This is a genomic window from Streptomyces javensis (assembly GCF_039525925.1).
Lineage (GTDB): Bacteria > Actinomycetota > Actinomycetes > Streptomycetales > Streptomycetaceae > Streptomyces > Streptomyces asiaticus.
On the sequence record NZ_BAAAIF010000033.1, the window covers coordinates 50,939 to 68,284 of the forward strand.

Below are 17,346 nucleotides of genomic sequence, written 5' to 3' on the forward strand. Positions count from 1 at the left end.
CTCACGGCCCCCACCCCGGGCCGAGCACCACCCACGGAGACCCCGATGCGTCAGCACACTCCTGCCCCCGGCCGTTCCCCCGGCCGCATCGCCATCGTCGGCATGGGCTGCCGGCTCCCCGGTGACACCGACTCACCCGCCGCCCTGTGGCGGCTGCTGGCCGCCGGACGCGACGCCGTCGGCGAACCGCCCGCCGAGCGCGCCGCGCTCTGGGCGGCCGACCCCGCCACGACCGCCCGGCCCGCGTCCGCACCGCCCGTCCGCGGCGGATACCTGCGCGATGTGTCCGGCTTCGACGCCGACTTCTTCGGCGTCTCCGGGCGCGAGGCCGACGTCCTCGACCCCCAGCACCGGCTGCTGCTGGAAGTGGTCTGGGAGGCCCTGGAACACGCCGGAATGCCACCCGACCGGCTCGGCTCCACCGCCACCGGCGTCTTCGCCGGGCTCAGCTACAACGACTACATGAACCGGCTCGACCGGCACCCCCGCGAGCTGGAGGGCTCCGCCCTGGCCAACGGGCACTGCGTGGCCACCGGCCGGATCTCCTACCTCCTCGGGCTCCACGGGCCTTCGGTGGCGCTGGACACCGCGTGCTCGTCCTCCCTGGTCGCCGTCCACCTGGCCGTCCAGGCGCTGCGCGCGGGGGAGTGCGATCTGGCCCTGGCCGGCGGGGTCACCCTGATGTTCGAGCCGCGGATCACCCGCTCGTTCGACCGGATGGGCATGCTCTCGCACACCGGCCACTGCCACGCCTTCGACGCCGCCGCCGACGGCTTCGTCCGCGGCGAGGGCTGCGGCATCGTCGTCCTCAAACGCCTCTCCGACGCCCTGCGCGACGGGGACCGGATCCTGGCCGTACTGCGCGGCTCGGCCGTCAACCAGGACGGCCACTCCGACGGCCTCGCCGCGCCCTCGGCCGCCGCCCAGCGCGCCCTGTACGAGGAGGCGCTCGGCCGCGCCGGGGTGGACCCCGCCGACGTCGGCATGGTCGAGGCCCACGGCACCGGCACCCCCGTCGGCGACCCGGTCGAGTTCTCCAGCCTCGCCCGGGTCTACGGCACCGGCCGCGACCGCTGCGCCCTGGCCTCGGTCAAGACCAACCTGGGCCATCTGGAGCCCGCCGCCGGTGTCACCGGGCTGATCAAGGCCGTGCTGTGCCTGGGCCGTGGGCAGATCCCGCCCAATCTGCACTTCACCCGGTGGAATCCCGCCATCGTCGCCGAGGGAACGCGCTTCTTCATCCCCCGCGAGCTCACCCTCTGGCCGGTGCGGACCGGCCCCCGGCTGGCCGCCGTGTCCTCCTTCGGCTTCTCCGGGACCAACGCCCATGTGGTGCTGGAACAGCCGCCCGCGCCCGCCCCTCGCACCGCGCCCGCCCCTCGCACCGCACCGTCACGGCCCCGGCCCGCCACCCGCGCCGTTCCGCGGGTGTTCCTCGTCCCAGCCGGCTCCCCGGCCGTACTGCCCGGCGCCGCCCGCCGGTTGGCGGACTGGCTGGAGGGCGACGGCGCGGACACCCCGCTGCGCGACATCGCCCACACCCTGGCGCTGCGCCGCGGCGCCGGCTGCGGACGGCTCGGCGTCACCACCGCCTCGCGCGCCGAACTCGTGGGCGCCTTGCGGGCGTTCGCCGACGGGCAGGCCCACCCCGCCGTGGTGAGCGGCGCCGTGGGCGCCGCGGTCGCCCGCCGACCGATCTGGGTGTTCTCCGGACAGGGCTCCCAGTGGCCCGGTATGGGGCGGCGGCTGCTGGAGACCGAGCCGGTCTTCGCCGAGGCGCTCGCCGAGGCCGACGCCCTCATCGCCGCCGAGTCCGGATTCTCGGTGCTCGAGATCGTCCGCCGCGGTGCGCCGGTGACCGGCTGCGGCCGGGTGCAGCCCGTGCTGTTCGCCCTCCAGACCGCGCTCGCCGCCACCTGGCGCGCCCACGGCGTGGAGCCGGCCGGGGTCATCGGCCACTCCATGGGCGAGGTCGCCGCCGCCGTGGTGGCCGGGGCGCTCTCCCTCGCCGACGGGGCCAAGGTGATCTGCCGCCGCTCCGCGCTGCTCACCCGCGTCGCCGGAAACGGCGCCATGGCCACGGTCGGCCTCGGCGCCGACGAGGTGCAGGCCGAACTCGACAGCGGCGGCGCCGCCGAAGCCGTCACCGTGGCCGTCATGGCCGCCCCCGGCTCCACCGTGGTGGCAGGGGACACCGCACACATCGAACGGCTCGTCGCCGGCTGGCAGGCCCGCTCCGTCCCCGCCGCGCCGATCGCCGTGGACGTCGCCTCGCACTCGCCCCAGGTGGACCCGCTCCTGGCCGATCTGCGCACCGCACTCGCCGACCTCGAACCCCGCCGTCCGGAGGTGCCCTTCTACACCACCGTCCTGGACGATCCGCACAGCCGGCCCGCCTTCGACGCCGACTACTGGTGTGCCAATCTGCGCCACCCGGTCCGGTTCTCCGCGGCCGTCGCCGCCGCCGCGGCCGACCGCCACCTGGTGTACGTCGAGATCTCCCCCCACCCGGTCATCACCCACCCCGTCCTGGCCGGACTCGCCGGTCTGGTGGAGGGCCCCGTCGTCCTGCCCACGCTCCGCCGCGAGGAGGACGAGGCGACCACCTTCCGTACCCAGCTGGCCGCGCTGCACTGCGCGGGCGTGCCCGTCGACTGGTCCGTGCTGTACGCGGACGCCGCACTCGCCGACGTACCGCCCATCACCTTCGACCGCACCCGCCACTGGGCCGACACCCCGCTCCCCGCCCCCGCTGACAACGCCTCGGCCGGTACGCTGCCCGGCGCGCACCTCGAAGTGCCCGGCGAACCCGTCCGCCACTCCTGGCGCGCCCGCACCGGCACCGCGGCGCTGCCCTGGCTGGCCGACCACCGGGTGCACGGCGCCCCGGTCCTGCCCGGCGCGGCCTCCTACGCACTCGCGCTGACCGCCGCCTGCGAGGTGTTCGGCGCCGGGCCCGAGGAGGTCGAGGTCACCGATCTGCGCTTCCGCGAACTGCTGCGGCTCGCCGACCACACCGACCTGTCCACCACGGTGGCCCTCGCCGCCACCGACCGCGCCGAATGCGAGATCTTCGGACGTGACGAGGACGGCGCCTGGGTGCGGCAGGCCACCGCGGTGCTCCGCAGACTGGCCGTACCCCCGCGCTCCCGCGCCGCCTCCGTCCGCACCCTCGCCCTGCGCCATCCCGCGCCCATCGAGGCCGAGGCGCTGTACGCCAATCTGCGGGCCCGGGGCGTGGCACACGGCCCGGCGTTCCAGGGCATCACCGAGGTGTCCGCGTCCCGCCACGGCAACAGCTTCTGGGCCCAGGTGCGGGTCCCCGAGGCCGCCCGCGAGCCCGGTCACGGGCTGCGCGTCCACCCGGTCCTGGTCGACCTGTGCGCCCAGCTCCTCATCGCCGGGCTGCTCGACGAGGGCGACCGGCGGCTGCTGCTGCCCGCGCGGATGCGATGCGTACGCGTCCTCGGCGACCCCGAGACCGCCGTGTACTGCCACGCCCGGCTCGCCGAGACCACCCCTGGAGCCACCGTCGGCCACGTCCGGCTGCTCGACGCGGACGGCCGGCCGGTGCTGGCCGTCGACGGGCTGCGGATCGTCCACCGGGCCGTGGAGCGCGCGGCCGAGGTCGACCAGTGGTTCCTCGAGGTCGGCTGGCGGCGCGCCGCCCGGCCCCCGGCCACCCGGCCACCAGGGCGGTGGCTGGTCGTCGGCGAGGCGGACGGCACCGCCCGCCCGGTGGCCACCGCCCTGCGCGCCGCCTGTGCCACCGCCCGGGTGTGGGAGGTGCCCCTGGCCGACCAGGGGCTCGACGCGTTCCGCGACGCCCTCACCAACCGGCTCACCCGCCCCGGGGAACGGCCGCGCGCCGTGGTGTTCGTCTGCGGCCCGCACCCCGCCGAGGGCGGCGCGGAGGACGGACTGCGCCGCACCCGCCGGCTGCTCGCCGCCGCCCAGGCACTCACCGCCCGCTTCCCCGAACCGCCCCGCCTCTACGCCGCCACCTCGGGCGCCCGCACGGTGGTCCCCGGCGACCTGGCCGACCCGGGCCAGAGCGCGCTCCGCGGACTCCTGCGGGTGCTCGCACTGGAACACCCCGAGCTGCGGGCCACCTTCGTGGACACCGACCCGGCCGCCCCCGACCAGCTCGCGGACACCCTCGCCGCCGAACTCCTCGCCGACGGCCCCGAGGACGAGATCGCACTGCGCGACGGCGCCCGCTACACCGCCGAACTGGACCACGCGCCGCTCACCGACACCGAGCGCACCACCGCCGCCGCCCGCACCGTGCGCTGCGGCACCGACGGCTTCCGGCTGCGCGCCGGCCGCCTCGGCGACCTCGGCAGCCTGGAGCTCACCACCAACCCCCGCCGCCCGCCAGGAGCCGATGAGGTGGAACTGCGGGTGCTCGCCGCGGGGCTGAACTTCCGTGACGTCCTCACTGCCATGGGGCTGCTCCCCGGTGATGAGGACATCCGCTACCGGCTCGGCTTCGAATGCGCGGGCGAGGTGAGCGCGGTGGGACCCGGCGTCGACCACCTACGCGCCGGTGACCGGGTGGTGGCCGCCGATGTGCACGGCGGCGCCTTCGGCTCCTTCACCGTCGTCCCCGCCGACCGCACCGCGCCCCTCCCCGAGGGCCTCGCCCCGCACACCGCCGCCGGGTTGCCGATCGCGTTCCTCACCGCCTGGTACGCGCTGCGCCACATCGGCCGGGTGGCCGCGGGGGAGCGGGTGCTGATCCACTCGGCCACCGGCGGCACCGGGCTGGCCGCCATCGCGGTGGCCCGGCTGCTGGGCGCCGAGGTGCTGGCCACGGCGGGCAGCGAGGAGAAGCGGCGCTTCCTGCGGGGGATGGGGATCGCCCGGGTGATGGACTCCCGGTCGCTGGACTTCCGCGACGAGGTCATGGCGGCCACCGGGGGCGAGGGCGTCGACGTGGTGCTCAACTCCCTCTCCGGGGCCGCCATCCGGGCCGGTCTCGAGTGTCTGCGCCCCTTCGGCCGCTTCGTCGAACTCGGCGTCCGCGACATCCTCTCCGACGCCCCGCTCGGACTCTCCCCGCTGCGCCACAACATCACCTTCTCCACCGTGGACCTCAGGGAGCTCCAGCTGGACCGCCCGCGGGAGTACGCGGCGATGCTGCGCGAGGTGCTCACCGCCGTCGGCGAGGGCCGTCTCAAGCCACTGCGCTGCACCACCTATCCGCTGACCGAGGTCACCGACGCGTTCCGGCAGATGGCCGGCGCCCGCCACATCGGCAAGCTGGTGCTCACCATCCCGCAGGAGGGCCAGGTCGACGCGGTGCTGCCCGACGGACCGCTCACGGTACGGGACGGCGGGACGTACATCGTCACCGGCGGTCTGCGCGGTCTCGGGCTCGCCACCGCCTGCTGGCTGGCCCGCCAGGGCGCGGGCCACCTGGTGCTCAACGGACGGACCGCACCGGTCGGCGCCGCCGCGCGGACGCTCGCCGAGCTCTCCGCCGCCGGTACCAGGATCACCGTCGTCACCGGCGACATCGCCCGCCCGGACACGGCCGAGCGGCTGATGGCCGCCGCCACCGCCGACGAGGGGGCGCCGCACGGCGTCGTCCACTCCGCGATGGTCCTCGACGACGCGGCCGTGGCCAACATCCGCGAGGACCAGCTGCGCCGCGTATGGGCGCCGAAGGCCACCGGCGCGTGGCGGCTGCACCAGGCCACCGAGGGGCACCGGCTGGACTGGTTCGCGGTGTACTCCTCGATGGCCTCCCTGCTCGGCAACGCGGGACAGGGCGCCTACGCGGCCGCCAACGCCTGGCTGGACGGCTTCGCCGCCTGGCGCTCGGCGCGCGGCCTGCCCACCCTCGCGGTCAACTGGGGCCCATGGGGCGAGACCGGCGTGGCCACCGGCTTCGCCGACCGCGGCTACCAGACGATCCCCACGGACGAGGGGCTGCGCGCGCTCGGCGCCCTGCTGGCCCATCGGCGGGTGCAGACCGGGGTGATCCCCGGCGAACCCGCCACCTGGATCCCCGCCACCGGCCGCCGGTCCTCCCTGTTCGCCCCGCTGCTCCCCGGCGACGACACCCCGGCGGCCACCCGGGAGACCACCGACGACATCCGCGCCCGGCTGGCCGCCCTTCCCGCCGGTCCGGCCCGCCGCACCGCGCTGGAGTCCTATCTGACCGACCACATCCGAGCCGTGCTGCGGCTCAGCAGCGCCACCCTCGATCCGCAGACCCCGCTCAAGTCACTGGGCTTCGACTCGCTGCTCGCCATGGAGCTGCGGGTGCGGCTGGAGACGGGGCTGAGCATCAAGCTCGCGGGCAACTTCGTCTGGCAGCATCCGACCGTGGCGGCCCTGGCCGCCGGGCTCGCCCAGCAGCTGGAGCCCGGCCCGGCCGACCGGCCGGAGGAGCGGCTGGGCGCCCCGGGCTGACGGAGGCGCGGGATGGGCTAGGGACGGGCGCCCGGGCGCTCCGGGGAATCCGGGGCCGGGCGGGCCCAGGCGCTCACGCCCAGCTTGCCGGTGGTGCCCAGGTCGACATGGTCGGGCACGGTCTGCGCGTCCGTCCCGCCGCCGTTCGGCGCGATCCTCAGATAGCGCCCGTCGGCGGCGGGGCGCGTCACCTCCGTCACCAGATTCCGCCACGCCAGCCGCGCCACCGCCCGCTCACCCGGCTTCAGCCGCACCGGCCCGGTGGCCGTCTCGAAGCCGTCGAGGGTGGCGATGGCCGAGGCCCCGTGGCTGACCGTGACCTCCAGCGGCTCCAGGTCCTCGTCCAGCACCTGGACGGACGGATGGCCACTCACCGTATAGGCGCGTGTGCCGCAGTTCACCAGCTCGATCTGCTGCACCCGCAGCCCCATCGCCGCGTCGGCCTCCGCGGCCCGCAGCAACACCCCCGAGTCGGGGCAGGCCGCGGGAGCGGTGGGGGCGGTGGCGTCCGGCGAGACGGTGGGGCCCGCCGGGCGTGAGGTGGCCTCGTCGGGCACCGCGGCCACTCCTGACGAGGACTGCGTGCCGCACGCGGTGAGCAGACCGGCCGCCGCGAGCGCGCCGAGCAGCCGTCTTCGGCGGTGCCGGGCGGTGCCCCGGAAGAGGGGCGCCCGGGGTGTGGTGATCGATTCCGTGTCCATGCGGCTCATCCTGCCCCAATGCCGGGCGGGATGAGCCGCGTTGGACCGAACGCCCCGGTTACGGCGTCACGAGGTCCGCCGTGGCCACCGGCCTTCCGCTGACGAACGACTGGTTCGCCGCGAGCCCGGTGACCAGCGCGAGCGCCCCGTCCTCCTCGGTGGCCCGCCGGCGGGAGGCGTCCGAGGCGTCCACGGCCGCCGCCGCCCCGGTGGCGTCCGCCGGATCCACCGGACCGTAGAGCACATCGAGCATCCGCGCGTCCCCGCCGCCGTGCCCCGCGTGGTCGAACGCCGGCAGCTCCACCTCCCGCGGTGGCTCCCACAGCGGCCGCAGCACCAGCCGCGGACCGCCCGCGTTGGCCAGGGCCCGGTCGCCGTGGATGGTGCCGCGGCCGGAGGCGGTGCCCAGCAGCGGCGGCTGCCACGCGCTCTCCTCGACCTCCAGCTCCAGCCGGCCCCGGGTGCCGTTGAACATCACCCGGTAGCCCTCCCAGGGGGAGTAGGCGGTCAGGTGGTACGTCATGGTGGCGCCGGTGTCATAGCGGACCAGCAGCGCCATGTCGTCCTCGATGGTGATGTCGTCGCCGAACACGTTGCGGTCGCGGTGGTAGCCGTCCGCGCCCTCGGCGTCCAGGTACAGCGAGCGCATCGCGTCGTTCTCGGCGAGCTCCAGCGCGAACGGGTCGTCCTTGGCGGCGGCGGCGCCGTGGGCCCGCTCGTACTCGCGCCGGTAGCCGCTGCGCTCGCCCGCCGCACGGCCGTAGAAGCCGAGCCCGCCGTAGCCGAACACCTCCTCCGGCCGGGCCCCCAGCCACCAGTTGACCAGGTCGAAGTGGTGGCTGGACTTGTGCACCATCAGCCCGCCGCTGTGCTCCTTCTCGCGGTGCCAGCGGCGGAAGTAGTCGGCGCCGTGCCGGGTGTCCAGCAGCCACTCGAAGTGCACCGACAGCACCTCGCCGATGGCGCCGCCGGACAGCTGCCGGTGGACCTCCTCGTGCACCGGGTTGAAGCGGTAGTTGAAGGCGACCGCCAGATGGTTGCCGGTCTCCCGGACCGTCTCCAGGATGCGGCGGCACTTGGCCGCGTCGGTGGTCATCGGCTTCTCGGTGACCACCCGGCAGCCGGCTCGCAGCGCGGGCACGATATAGGCGTCGTGCAGCGCGTCCACGCAGGTCACCACCACCTCCTGGATATCGTCCGCGCGCAGCCGCCGCTCGAACTCCTCCGGGCTCCAGGCGGCGGCCTCCGGCTCGCCCGCCTCCTTCAGCAGCCGCTGGTGGTGGGCGATGCGCACGGGGTTCGGATCGCACAGCGCGGCGACCCTCAGCCGTGGGCGGCGGGCCAGCGCCTCGGTGAACATCTGGGCCCGGGAGCCGGTGCCCACCACCACGGCACGGGACGGGGTGCTGCCGACGGTCATGCGTCCTCCAGCGGAAGCAAACGATTCAATCCGAAGTCGATCAACGCCTGCGCAGGATAGGACGATCGGCCGCCCGCCACCACGGGGGGTGCCGCGCGGCGCCGGGGCGGCCGCGCGCGGGGGTGTACCGGCGGACCCTGTGCAAGGATGAAATGTGTGGACATGACCTCCAGGGTCCCGGCGCGGTGCACGTGTCCGGTCGCTGCCGGTGCCCCTCACAGGTCCCGGGAGGGCGACGGGCCATGACCGATATCCAGGAGTCGCTGCGCGAGGTGATGGAGTGCGAGGGCGCGCTCGCGGCCTCGCTCGTCGACTATCTGAGCCGGATCACGCTGGGCGCTGTCCAGACCCCGCAGGGACCGGACCTGGAGAAGGTGGCCTACGGGGACACGGATGTGCTGCGGGCCAAGCTTTCCACTCTGGAGTTGCTCGGCTACAGTCCGGAGCGCCTCGAGGACATCGTCGTCACGCTGGACACCGAGTACCACCTGATCCGTCCGCTCAGCCAGCGCGCCAGCCAGGGCGTCTTCCTCTATCTGGTGGCCGACCGGGCGCGGGCGGATCTGGAATCCGCGAGGGCCACGATGCGCGAGGTGGCCCTCCGGCTCGATGTGTGACGGCGCCCCTCGCCCCGACGGGGCCGGTGGCGCCCGTGGGCGGGGGTCATGGTGGGCGTCGCGTAGCCGGGGCACCACATATCGTGCCGATGTGTATCGCGGTTCGGGACGGGCACGGATCGTGCGGCACGAGGCTTCCCGGCGGGAGGGGGATGAATGGTAGGAAGGAGTGCGTGGTCGGAGTTATCGGTCGATCCAGGCTTGCCCCGCACACCCCCTCCCGGACGCGTCTCCGCTCGCTCCTGAGCCTGCGCAGCTTGAGCGTGCGCAGCATCGCCGGGCAGGTTTTCGCTGTCCAAGTGCTGCTCGTATGCCTGCTCATCGTGGCGGCCACGACGGCGCTCATCCTCCAGGCCCGTATCGACAGCGAGGAGGAGGCGCTCAACCGCGCCACCGCCGTCGCCCAGACCTTCGCCACCTCCCCGGGCACCTCGTCCGCGATGCGCACCCAGAATCCGACCACGCTGCTCCAGCCGCGGGCCGAGGAGACACGCAAGCGGGCACATCTGGACTTCGTGGTCGTGGCGAACACCCACGGCATCCGCTACACCCACCCCAAGCCGGAGTACATCGGCAAGACGCTGGTGGCCGACTGGCGGCCCGTGGTGAAGGGCAAGATCGTCACCGAGTCCGTACAGGGGCCCCTCGGCCGGGAGGTCCAGGCCACCGTCCCGATCCACAGGGGCGACGGCACCGTGGCCGGTGTGGTGTGCGCGGGGATGACCGCCGCCGATGTGAGCGGCCGGGTCGAGCGCCAGCTGCCGCTGGTCTTCGGCTCCGCCGCCGGTGCGCTCGCCCTCGCCACCGGCGGGACCGCGCTGGTCGGCGGGCGGCTGCGGCGGCAGACACGAGGGCTCGGGCCCGCCCAGATGACCCGCATGTACGAGCACCACGACGCCGTTCTGCACTCCGTGAAGGAAGGTGTGCTGATCGTCGACAGCCATGGCCGCCTGGTCCTCGCCAACGACGAGGCCGTCCGGCTGCTCGACCTGCCCCCGGACGCCGAGGGCCGCTCTGTCACCGAGCTCGGCATCGAGCCGCGCACCGCCGAGCTGCTCGCCTCGGGCCGGGTCGCCACCGACGAGGTGCATCTGGCCGGGGAGCGGCTGCTGGCCGTCAACCAGCGCTCCACCCGGTGGGACGGCGGGATGTCCGGAAGCGTCGCCACGCTCCGCGACTCCACCGAACTGCGCGCGCTGTCCGGCAAGGCAGAAGTGGCGGAGCGGCGGCTGAGGCTGCTCTACGAGGCCGGCGCGAAGGTCGGCACCACCCTCGATGTCGTAAGGACCGCCGAGGAGCTGACCCGCTTCGCCGTCCCGTGGTTCGCCGACTTCGCCACCGTCGACCTCGTGGACCCCGTGCTGCGCGGCGACGAGCCCGTGGGCAGCGCCATGCGCCGCACCGCCACCTGTGGCATCCGGTCCGACCATCCGCTGTGGCGGGTCGGCAAGATGATCACCTACAGCGGCACCGTGCCCCAGGCGCTGGGCTTCGGCGCGGGCCGGCCGGTGCTCGAGGCGGATCTGCGGACCTACGAGGGATGGCAGGAGCAGGACCCCGAGCAGGCGACCAAGATCGTCAAATATGGCATCCACTCGATGATCACCATCCCGCTGCGGGCGCGGGACGTCACCCTGGGCATCGCCACCTTCTGGCGCTCGGAGAAGTCCGAGCCGTTCGACGAGGACGACGTGGCGCTCACCGAGGAGCTGGTCGCGCGCGCCGCGGTCGCCATCGACAACGCCCGCCGCTACACCCGCGAACACGCGATGGCGGCCACCCTCCAGCGCAGCCTGCTGCCCCAGGGCCTGCCCGAACAGGACGCCATGGAGGTGGCCCACCGCTATCTGCCCGCCCGGGCCGGGGTCGGCGGCGACTGGTTCGACGTCATCCCGCTGCCCGGCGCCCGGGTCGCGCTCGTCGTCGGCGATGTCGTCGGCCACGGACTGCACGCCGCCGCCACCATGGGCCGGCTGCGCACCGCCGTGCACAACTTCTCCGCGCTCGACCTGCCGCCCGATGAACTCCTGGCCCATCTCGACGAGCTGGTCAGCCGGTTCGACCAGGACCAGGCCGCCGCGGGCACCGACGCCCCGGGGATCAGCGGTGCCAGCTGTCTGTACGCCATCTACGACCCGGTCTCCGGCCGCTGCACGATGGCGGGCGCCGGCCACCCGGGCCCGGCGGTGGTCCTTCCCGACTCCACCGTGACCTTCCCCGACGTCCCGCTCGGCCCGCCGCTGGGCCTGGGCGGCGAGCCCATCGAGACCGTCGATCTCGAACTGCCCGAGGGCAGCCGGCTGGCGCTGTTCACCGACGGGCTGATCCGGGACCGCGGCCGGGACTTCGACGAGGGACTCGGCGTGCTGCGCACCACCCTCGCCGGACTGCCCGAGCGCACTCCGGAGGAGACCTGCCAGGCCGTCTTCGACACCATGGCCTCCTCCCACCCCGGCGACGACATCGCCCTCCTGGTGGCCCGCACCCATCTGCTGGACCCCGGGCACGTCGCCGAATGGGAGCTGCCCTCCGACCCCGCCGCGGTGGCCCGCATCCGCAACGAGGCCGCCGAGCAACTGAGCGCATGGGATCTCGAGGAGGTCGGCTTCACCACCGAACTCATCCTCAGCGAGCTGATGACCAACGCCATCCGCTACGGATGCCGCCCCAGCCGGGTCCGGTTGCTGCGCGCCCGCACCCTCATCTGCGAGGTGGCGGACGGCTCCAGCACCTCGCCGCATCTGCGCCGCGCCGCCACCACCGACGAAGGCGGCCGAGGGCTCTTCCTCGTGGCCCAGTACGCCCAGCGCTGGGGGACCCGCTACACCCCCAACGGCAAGATCATCTGGGCCGAGCAGCCGCTGACCGCCCCGGTGGCACCGCTGGGCGAGCGCACCGGCGACGACCTCCTCGACCAGTGGGCCGACCTCCCCGGCTGACCCCGATTGGCGCCGAAGCCCCGTCAGACGACACCCTCATGGCGTAAAGCGCCGCTCACCACGGGCCGTTGGGCCCGGCGGCGCGATGGGCTATGGAGGAATGCGGCATGCGCAAGAGGCTGCGGGAGCGGCTGCGGTACTGGTTCGACGGGACGATGGACCGTGGCACCCCGGCGCTGATCGGCTGGCTGGGGCTGGCCTCATTGGCGTTGATCACCCTGGTCTCCGGGGCGGCGGTCGCCTTCGCCCACAAGGACACCAAGGAGAACGGCGGCTGGCTGGGCATCGTCTGGATGAGCCTGCTGCGCACCCTCGACCCGGGCACGATGGGCGGGGACAGCGGCCGGCCGCTGTTCCTCGTCCTCATGCTCACGGTGACCATCGGCGGCATCTTCATCGTCAGCGCGCTGATCGGTGTGATGACCACCGGCCTGGAGGCCCGGATACAGCAGCTGCGCAAGGGCACCTCACGGCTGATCGAGCATCACCACACCATTGTGCTGGGCTGGTCGGAGCAGGTCTTCACGGTGATAGCGGAGCTGGTGGAGGCCAACCAGAGCGAGCGCCGCTCCTGTGTGGTGATCCTCGCCGACCGGGACAAGGTCGACATGGAGGACGAGATCCGGCGCCGCATCCCGGACACCGGCAAGACCCGGGTGGTCTGCCGCTCCGGCAATCCGCTCCAGCGCGGCGACCTGGAGCTGGTGAGCCCGGACAGCGCCAAGGCCATCATGGTGCTCTCGCCCATCGGGGACGACAGCGACATCGACGTCATCAAGTCGCTGTTGCTGCTGAACAGCCGCGCCTGGACCGGGACCCGGCCCAATGTGGTGGCCGCCGTGCAGAGTTCGGCGAACCTGGCGGCCGCCCGGCTGGCGGCGGGGGACACCGCGCTGGTGATCGACGCCGATGACATCGCGGTCGGGCTGATCGTGCAGTCCCACCGCCAGTCCGGTCTCTCCACCGTCTTCAACGAACTGCTCAGCTTCGTCGGCAACGAGATCTACCCCTGGGACGAGCCCGCGCTGACCGGCACCACCTACGGGGAGTCGCTGAACGCCTTCGAGCTCGGGATGCCCATCGGCGTGCGCCGCGCGGACGGCGAGGCGCTGGTCAACCCGCCCATGGACACCGTCATCGAGCGCGGGGACCAACTGCTGATGGTCGCGGAGGACGATCTGCTCATCAAGGCCGCGGCCACCCGGCCCCGCGTCCTGCGCCCGGCGATGGCCGTGGCCGAGTTCCAGCCGCCGATGCCGGACCGGACGCTGCTCATCGGCTGGAACTCCCGCGCGGAGAAGATCATCGCGCAGCTCGACCTCCTGGTGAAACCCGGGTCGGTGGTGGACATCGCGGCCGCGCGCCCGCCCCGGGAGGAGGCCAACCGGGAGCTGAAGAACCTCACGGTCGGCTTCAAGTACTGCGAACCCACCCGCCGTCCGTCGCTGGAGGCGCTCGGGCTGGACGGCTACCGCCACATCGTGGTGCTGACGGACGACGGGATTGACCCCGGACGCGCCGACGACCGCACCCTGGTCACCCTGCTCCACCTGCGCGACATCGAGATCCAGCTGGGCGATCCGTACTCCATCGTCACCGAGATGCACGACGACGCCAACCGCGAGGTCGCGCAGGTCACCAAGGCCGACGACTTCATCGTCTCCACCAAGGTGATCAGCCTGCTGCTGACCCAGCTCACCGAGAACCGCCATCTGTACGCGGTCTTCGCCGACCTCTTCGACCCGGAGGGCTCCGAGATCTACCTCAAACCGGCGCCCAGCTATCTGATACCCGGCGCGGAGGCCAACTTCGCCACCGTCATCGAGGCCGCCCGCCAGCGCGGTGAGACGGCCATCGGCTACCGGCTGGCCCGGCACAGCGACGAGCCACCGCTCTACGGAGTCCACCTCAACCCGTCCAAGACCGCGCCACTGACCCTGGAGGAGGGCGATACGGTCGTGGTCCTGGCCGAGGACTGAACGCGGGCGCGGGGCGTCAGCCGAGCCCGCGATGGGCACCCGGGGTGTGGCCGAAGGCCCGGCGGAAGACATCGATGAAGGCGCTGCTGGACGCCCAGCCGCAGCGGTGGGCCACGGCCGTGACCGGGACGCCCTCGGCCAGCAACCGCAGGGCGTGGTGCAGCCGCAGCTGGGTGCGCCACTGCGGAAAGGTCATCCCCAGCTCCGCCCCGCACAGCCGGGTCAGGGTGCGCTCGCCGACCCCGACCGCGGCGCCCAGCTGGCGCAGCGTCCGGTCGTCCGCCGGGTCGCCGTGGAGGAGGGCGCACACCGCCGCCAGGCGCGGATCCCTGGCGGCGGGCACATGCACCGGCTGCTCATCACAGCGGCGGAGCTGATCGAGCAGTACGGCCCGCAGCCGGCGCCGTTCGGCGCCGAGGTCCGCAGGCCGCGCGGTGTACTCGATGATCAGCTCGCGCAGCAGCGGGCCGACGCCCAGGACCGCGGGCTGCTCCAGCCGCAGCGGGTTGTCCGCCACCGGCAGCCCCACCAGATGGAGGTCGGTGGCGCCGTACGCGCGATGCTCATGGACGGTCCCGGCCGGGATCCACAGCGCCCGGTTGGCGGGCGCGATCCAGCTGCCCGCGTCGGTGGTGACCGCCAGCACCCCGCGCCCGGCGTAGACGATCTGGTGCTCGTCATGCCGGTGGGCGTCGATGCCACCACCGGCGGGCAGCGGACGCTGGCCCGTCGTCGCCCGGGGAGTGTGGCGGATTCTCTCCATCGCGACCTCATGGTATCGGCCACCGGAGCGGCTGGCCGGGGCGTGGCTTCCGCCCCGGCCGTCAGCGGACGGCCAGCGCGCCGTCCACGTTCATGATGGTGCCGGTGGTCCACCCGGCCCGGGAGGAGGCGAGGAAGGCCGCCGCGGCGGCCACCTCGTGGGGTTCGCCGGCCCGGCCCAGCGGATGGCCGTCCGGGGTGGGCCCGGCTCCGTACCGCTCCCCGGCGCTCAGCGCGACGAGGCGGTCCCGTTCACACGCCGGGGCGGGTACGGCGCCGGGGGCGATGCCGCCCACCCGGACCCCGGAGGGGCCCAGCTCATTGGCGAGCGCCCGGGTCATCGCGTTGATGGCGCCATGGGTGGCGGAGTAGGCCGCGGACGGGCGGTCGGCGGACCCGGACGCCGTGTGGGCCCAGTAGCTGCTGATGTTGATGATGCTGCCGCGCCCCTCGATGAGCGCGGGCAGCAGCGCCTGGGCGAGGAGGAAGGGCACCCGGACATTGTGGTGCAGCATGGCGTCGAAGGAGTCGGCCGAGGTCTGGGCGAGCGGGCTGAAATGCGCCGTGCCCGCGTTGTTGACCAGGGTGTCCACCCGCCCGGTGAGCGCGAGCACCGCCCGCGCGGCGGCGGTGGCGGCGCCGGGGTCGGCCAGGTCCGCGCGGAGTCCGCGTACGGTGGTGCCGTGTCCGGCCAGGGTGTGGCGGGCCCGCTCCAGCTTGTCCCCGTCATGGGCGAGCAGCACCAAGTCGGCGCCCTCCACCGCGAAGGCGTCCGCGATGGCGTAGCCGAGGCCCTCGCTGGCTCCTGTGATCACCGCGGTGGTGCCGGCGAGGTGGCTCATGCACGGGCTCCCTTCGAGGTGTCGGTCCTGTAGCGGCGGCCTCCCTGAGCGGACAGATCTTGTCCGATTGGATCTTCAGCGTATGTATCCGGACAGATTCTGTCCATTTGATCGTCCGTCGGGTCGCCGTACGACCGGCTCCGATGACACTTCCGTACCGCACACTGGGGTGTCATGGAGTTGCAGATCACCGCCACGTCGCCCGAGCATCCGGCGTCCCTGCTCGATCTGCCGTGGAACATCCCGCTGGCGGAGTGGCCGGAGGAGCATCTGGTCGCGCTGCCCCGGGGCATCTCCCGCCATGTCGTGCGGTTCGCGCAGGCGGGCGGCGAGATCGTGGCGGTCAAGGAGGTCGGCGAGTGGGCGGCGGTGCGGGAGTACGGGCTGCTGCGCGATCTGGACCGGCTCGCGGTCCCCGCGGTGGACGCGCTCGCGGTGGTGACCGGGCGCACCGACGAGCACGGCGAACCGCTGGAACCGGCGCTGATCACCCGCCATCTGGTGGGGTCGCAGCCGTACCGGTCGATGTTCCAGACGACCATGCGGCCCAGCACCATCAGGCGGCTGCTCGACGCGCTCGCCGTGCTGCTGGTGCGGTTGCATCTGGCCGGATTCGCCTGGGGTGACTGCTCGCTGTCCAACACCCTCTTCCGGCGCGACGCGGGCGCGTACGCCGCCTATCTGGTGGACGCCGAGACCGGGCAGATCCAGCCGACGCTCACCAGCGGACAGCGGGAGTACGACGTCGAGGTGGCGCGGGTGAACATCGCGGGCGAGCTGATGGACCTGGAGGCGAGCGGCTCGCTGCACCCCTCGGTCGACCCGGTGCTCTTCGGCCAGGCCATCGTCGAGCGCTACTGCGACCTGTGGCATGAGCTGACCCGGCAGTCGGTCTATCCGCTCGCCCAGCGCCACGCCATCGACCAGCGCGTGCGGCGCCTGAACGACCTCGGGTTCGACGTGGCGGAGATGCAGATCGAGCGCTCACCCGACGGCGACACCGTCACCTTCGTGCCCAAGGTCGTGGACGCGGGCCACCACCAGCGGCAGTTGCTGCGGCTGACCGGGCTCGACGCGGAGGAGAACCAGGCCCGCAGCCTCCTGAACGACCTGGAGACGTGGATGGCCACCCAGGACGACTACGCGCCCGGCGATCCGCTCGGCGCCCGCCCGGAGGTGCTCGCCCACCGGTGGGTCCGCGATGTCTTCCGGCCCACCGTGCGGACCGTCCCCAAGGAGCTGCGCGGTGCCACCGACACCGCGCAGATCTACTACGAACTTCTGGAACACCGCTGGCTGTTGTCCGAGCGGACCGGCCGGGACGTGGGTCTGGACGCCACCGTGGAGGACTACATACGGACCGTCCTGGCGGACCGGCCCCACGGCTGACGCCCGCGCCCCCGGACTGGTGAGCCGGGTCGTCGCCGCCGACTCGCCCGCCGCGGCCCGGCCGAATGGCCCGCCCATCGCGGCCGCCCCGGGCCGGGGCGGGCGATCCCGCGGCGGCTGGCCGCGGCCATGGCTCGAAGCGCAGCAGGGCCCCGGTCAGATGGTTGCGCAGCTCCGTCTCCGGCTCTATGTGGCGGATCTCGCCCCCGTCGTCAATGACGGTTTCGGCCAGCGCATCGATGATGTCGGGGACCTCGCGCAGCGGATCGCCACA

The 17,346-nt window shown here is 73.6% G+C and carries 9 protein-coding genes; 5 read left to right on the top strand and 4 right to left on the bottom strand.

Features of this window, described 5'->3' with window-relative positions; translation table 11 throughout:
• Nucleotides 1-45 precede the first annotated feature (45 nt).
• Nucleotides 46-6,423, top strand: a complete 6,378-nt coding sequence (locus ABD329_RS26685) for an SDR family NAD(P)-dependent oxidoreductase (RefSeq protein WP_344317003.1) — start codon at nt 46-48, stop codon at nt 6,421-6,423.
• Nucleotides 6,424-6,440: 17 nt separating this feature from the next.
• Here ABD329_RS26685 and ABD329_RS26690 read toward each other — a convergent pair whose 3' ends face one another.
• Nucleotides 6,441-7,124 carry a DUF4232 domain-containing protein gene (locus tag ABD329_RS26690; RefSeq protein WP_198276964.1) on the bottom strand — a complete coding sequence of 228 codons (684 nt, stop codon included), beginning with the start codon at nt 7,122-7,124 and terminating at the stop codon, nt 6,441-6,443.
• 58 nt (nt 7,125-7,182) lie between these two features.
• Nucleotides 7,183-8,544 (bottom strand): Gfo/Idh/MocA family protein, encoded by a 1,362-nt coding sequence (locus ABD329_RS26695; RefSeq protein ID WP_198276965.1) that lies wholly within the window; start codon nt 8,542-8,544, stop codon nt 7,183-7,185.
• 242 nt (nt 8,545-8,786) lie between these two features.
• On the opposite strand from ABD329_RS26695, the gene ABD329_RS26700 reads away from it, so the two are divergent.
• The 3 genes from ABD329_RS26700 (at nt 8,787) to ABD329_RS26710 (ending at nt 14,079) form a co-directional block, all read left to right on the top strand.
• Nucleotides 8,787-9,161 carry a hypothetical protein gene (locus ABD329_RS26700; protein WP_198276966.1) on the top strand — a complete coding sequence of 125 codons (375 nt, stop codon included), beginning with the start codon at nt 8,787-8,789 and terminating at the stop codon, nt 9,159-9,161.
• 152 nt (nt 9,162-9,313) lie between these two features.
• Nucleotides 9,314-12,100, top strand: a complete 2,787-nt coding sequence (locus ABD329_RS26705) for a SpoIIE family protein phosphatase (protein ID WP_425574382.1) — start codon at nt 9,314-9,316, stop codon at nt 12,098-12,100.
• Nucleotides 12,101-12,207: 107 nt separating this feature from the next.
• Nucleotides 12,208-14,079: a CASTOR/POLLUX-related putative ion channel gene (locus ABD329_RS26710; RefSeq protein ID WP_198276967.1), complete on the top strand. Its 1,872-nt coding sequence runs from the start codon at nt 12,208-12,210 to the stop codon at nt 14,077-14,079.
• Between the two features lie 16 nt (nt 14,080-14,095).
• On the opposite strand, the gene ABD329_RS26715 is transcribed toward ABD329_RS26710, so the two are convergent.
• Together ABD329_RS26715 and ABD329_RS26720 are read right to left on the bottom strand one after the other, a co-directional pair.
• Nucleotides 14,096-14,842, bottom strand: coding sequence for an AraC family transcriptional regulator (locus ABD329_RS26715; RefSeq protein ID WP_198276968.1), 747 nt, complete (start codon nt 14,840-14,842; stop codon nt 14,096-14,098).
• 61 nt (nt 14,843-14,903) lie between these two features.
• Complete coding sequence (locus ABD329_RS26720; protein WP_198276969.1) at nt 14,904-15,683, bottom strand: SDR family NAD(P)-dependent oxidoreductase; 780 nt, start codon at nt 15,681-15,683, stop codon at nt 14,904-14,906.
• A gap of 174 nt (nt 15,684-15,857) precedes the next feature.
• Here ABD329_RS26720 and ABD329_RS26725 point away from each other — a divergent pair, with 174 nt between their 5' ends.
• Complete coding sequence (locus tag ABD329_RS26725; RefSeq protein ID WP_198276970.1) at nt 15,858-17,072, top strand: DUF4032 domain-containing protein; 1,215 nt, start codon at nt 15,858-15,860, stop codon at nt 17,070-17,072.
• Nucleotides 17,073-17,346: the final 274 nt, after the last annotated feature.

What these genes read in the sequence shown, in the direction of transcription:
- ABD329_RS26710 (WP_198276967.1), top strand. Translation starts at nt 12,208, where the DNA reads ATGCGCAAGAGGCTGCGGGAGCGGCTGCGGTACTGGTTCGACGGGACG.
- ABD329_RS26695 (WP_198276965.1), bottom strand. Translation starts at nt 8,544, where the DNA reads ATGACCGTCGGCAGCACCCCGTCCCGTGCCGTGGTGGTGGGCACCGGC.
- ABD329_RS26715 (WP_198276968.1), bottom strand. Translation starts at nt 14,842, where the DNA reads ATGGAGAGAATCCGCCACACTCCCCGGGCGACGACGGGCCAGCGTCCG.
- ABD329_RS26690 (WP_198276964.1), bottom strand. Translation starts at nt 7,124, where the DNA reads ATGGACACGGAATCGATCACCACACCCCGGGCGCCCCTCTTCCGGGGC.
- ABD329_RS26725 (WP_198276970.1), top strand. Translation starts at nt 15,858, where the DNA reads ATGGAGTTGCAGATCACCGCCACGTCGCCCGAGCATCCGGCGTCCCTG.
- ABD329_RS26720 (WP_198276969.1), bottom strand. Translation starts at nt 15,683, where the DNA reads ATGAGCCACCTCGCCGGCACCACCGCGGTGATCACAGGAGCCAGCGAG.
- ABD329_RS26685 (WP_344317003.1), top strand. Translation starts at nt 46, where the DNA reads ATGCGTCAGCACACTCCTGCCCCCGGCCGTTCCCCCGGCCGCATCGCC.
- ABD329_RS26700 (WP_198276966.1), top strand. Translation starts at nt 8,787, where the DNA reads ATGACCGATATCCAGGAGTCGCTGCGCGAGGTGATGGAGTGCGAGGGC.
- ABD329_RS26705 (WP_425574382.1), top strand. Translation starts at nt 9,314, where the DNA reads ATGAATGGTAGGAAGGAGTGCGTGGTCGGAGTTATCGGTCGATCCAGG.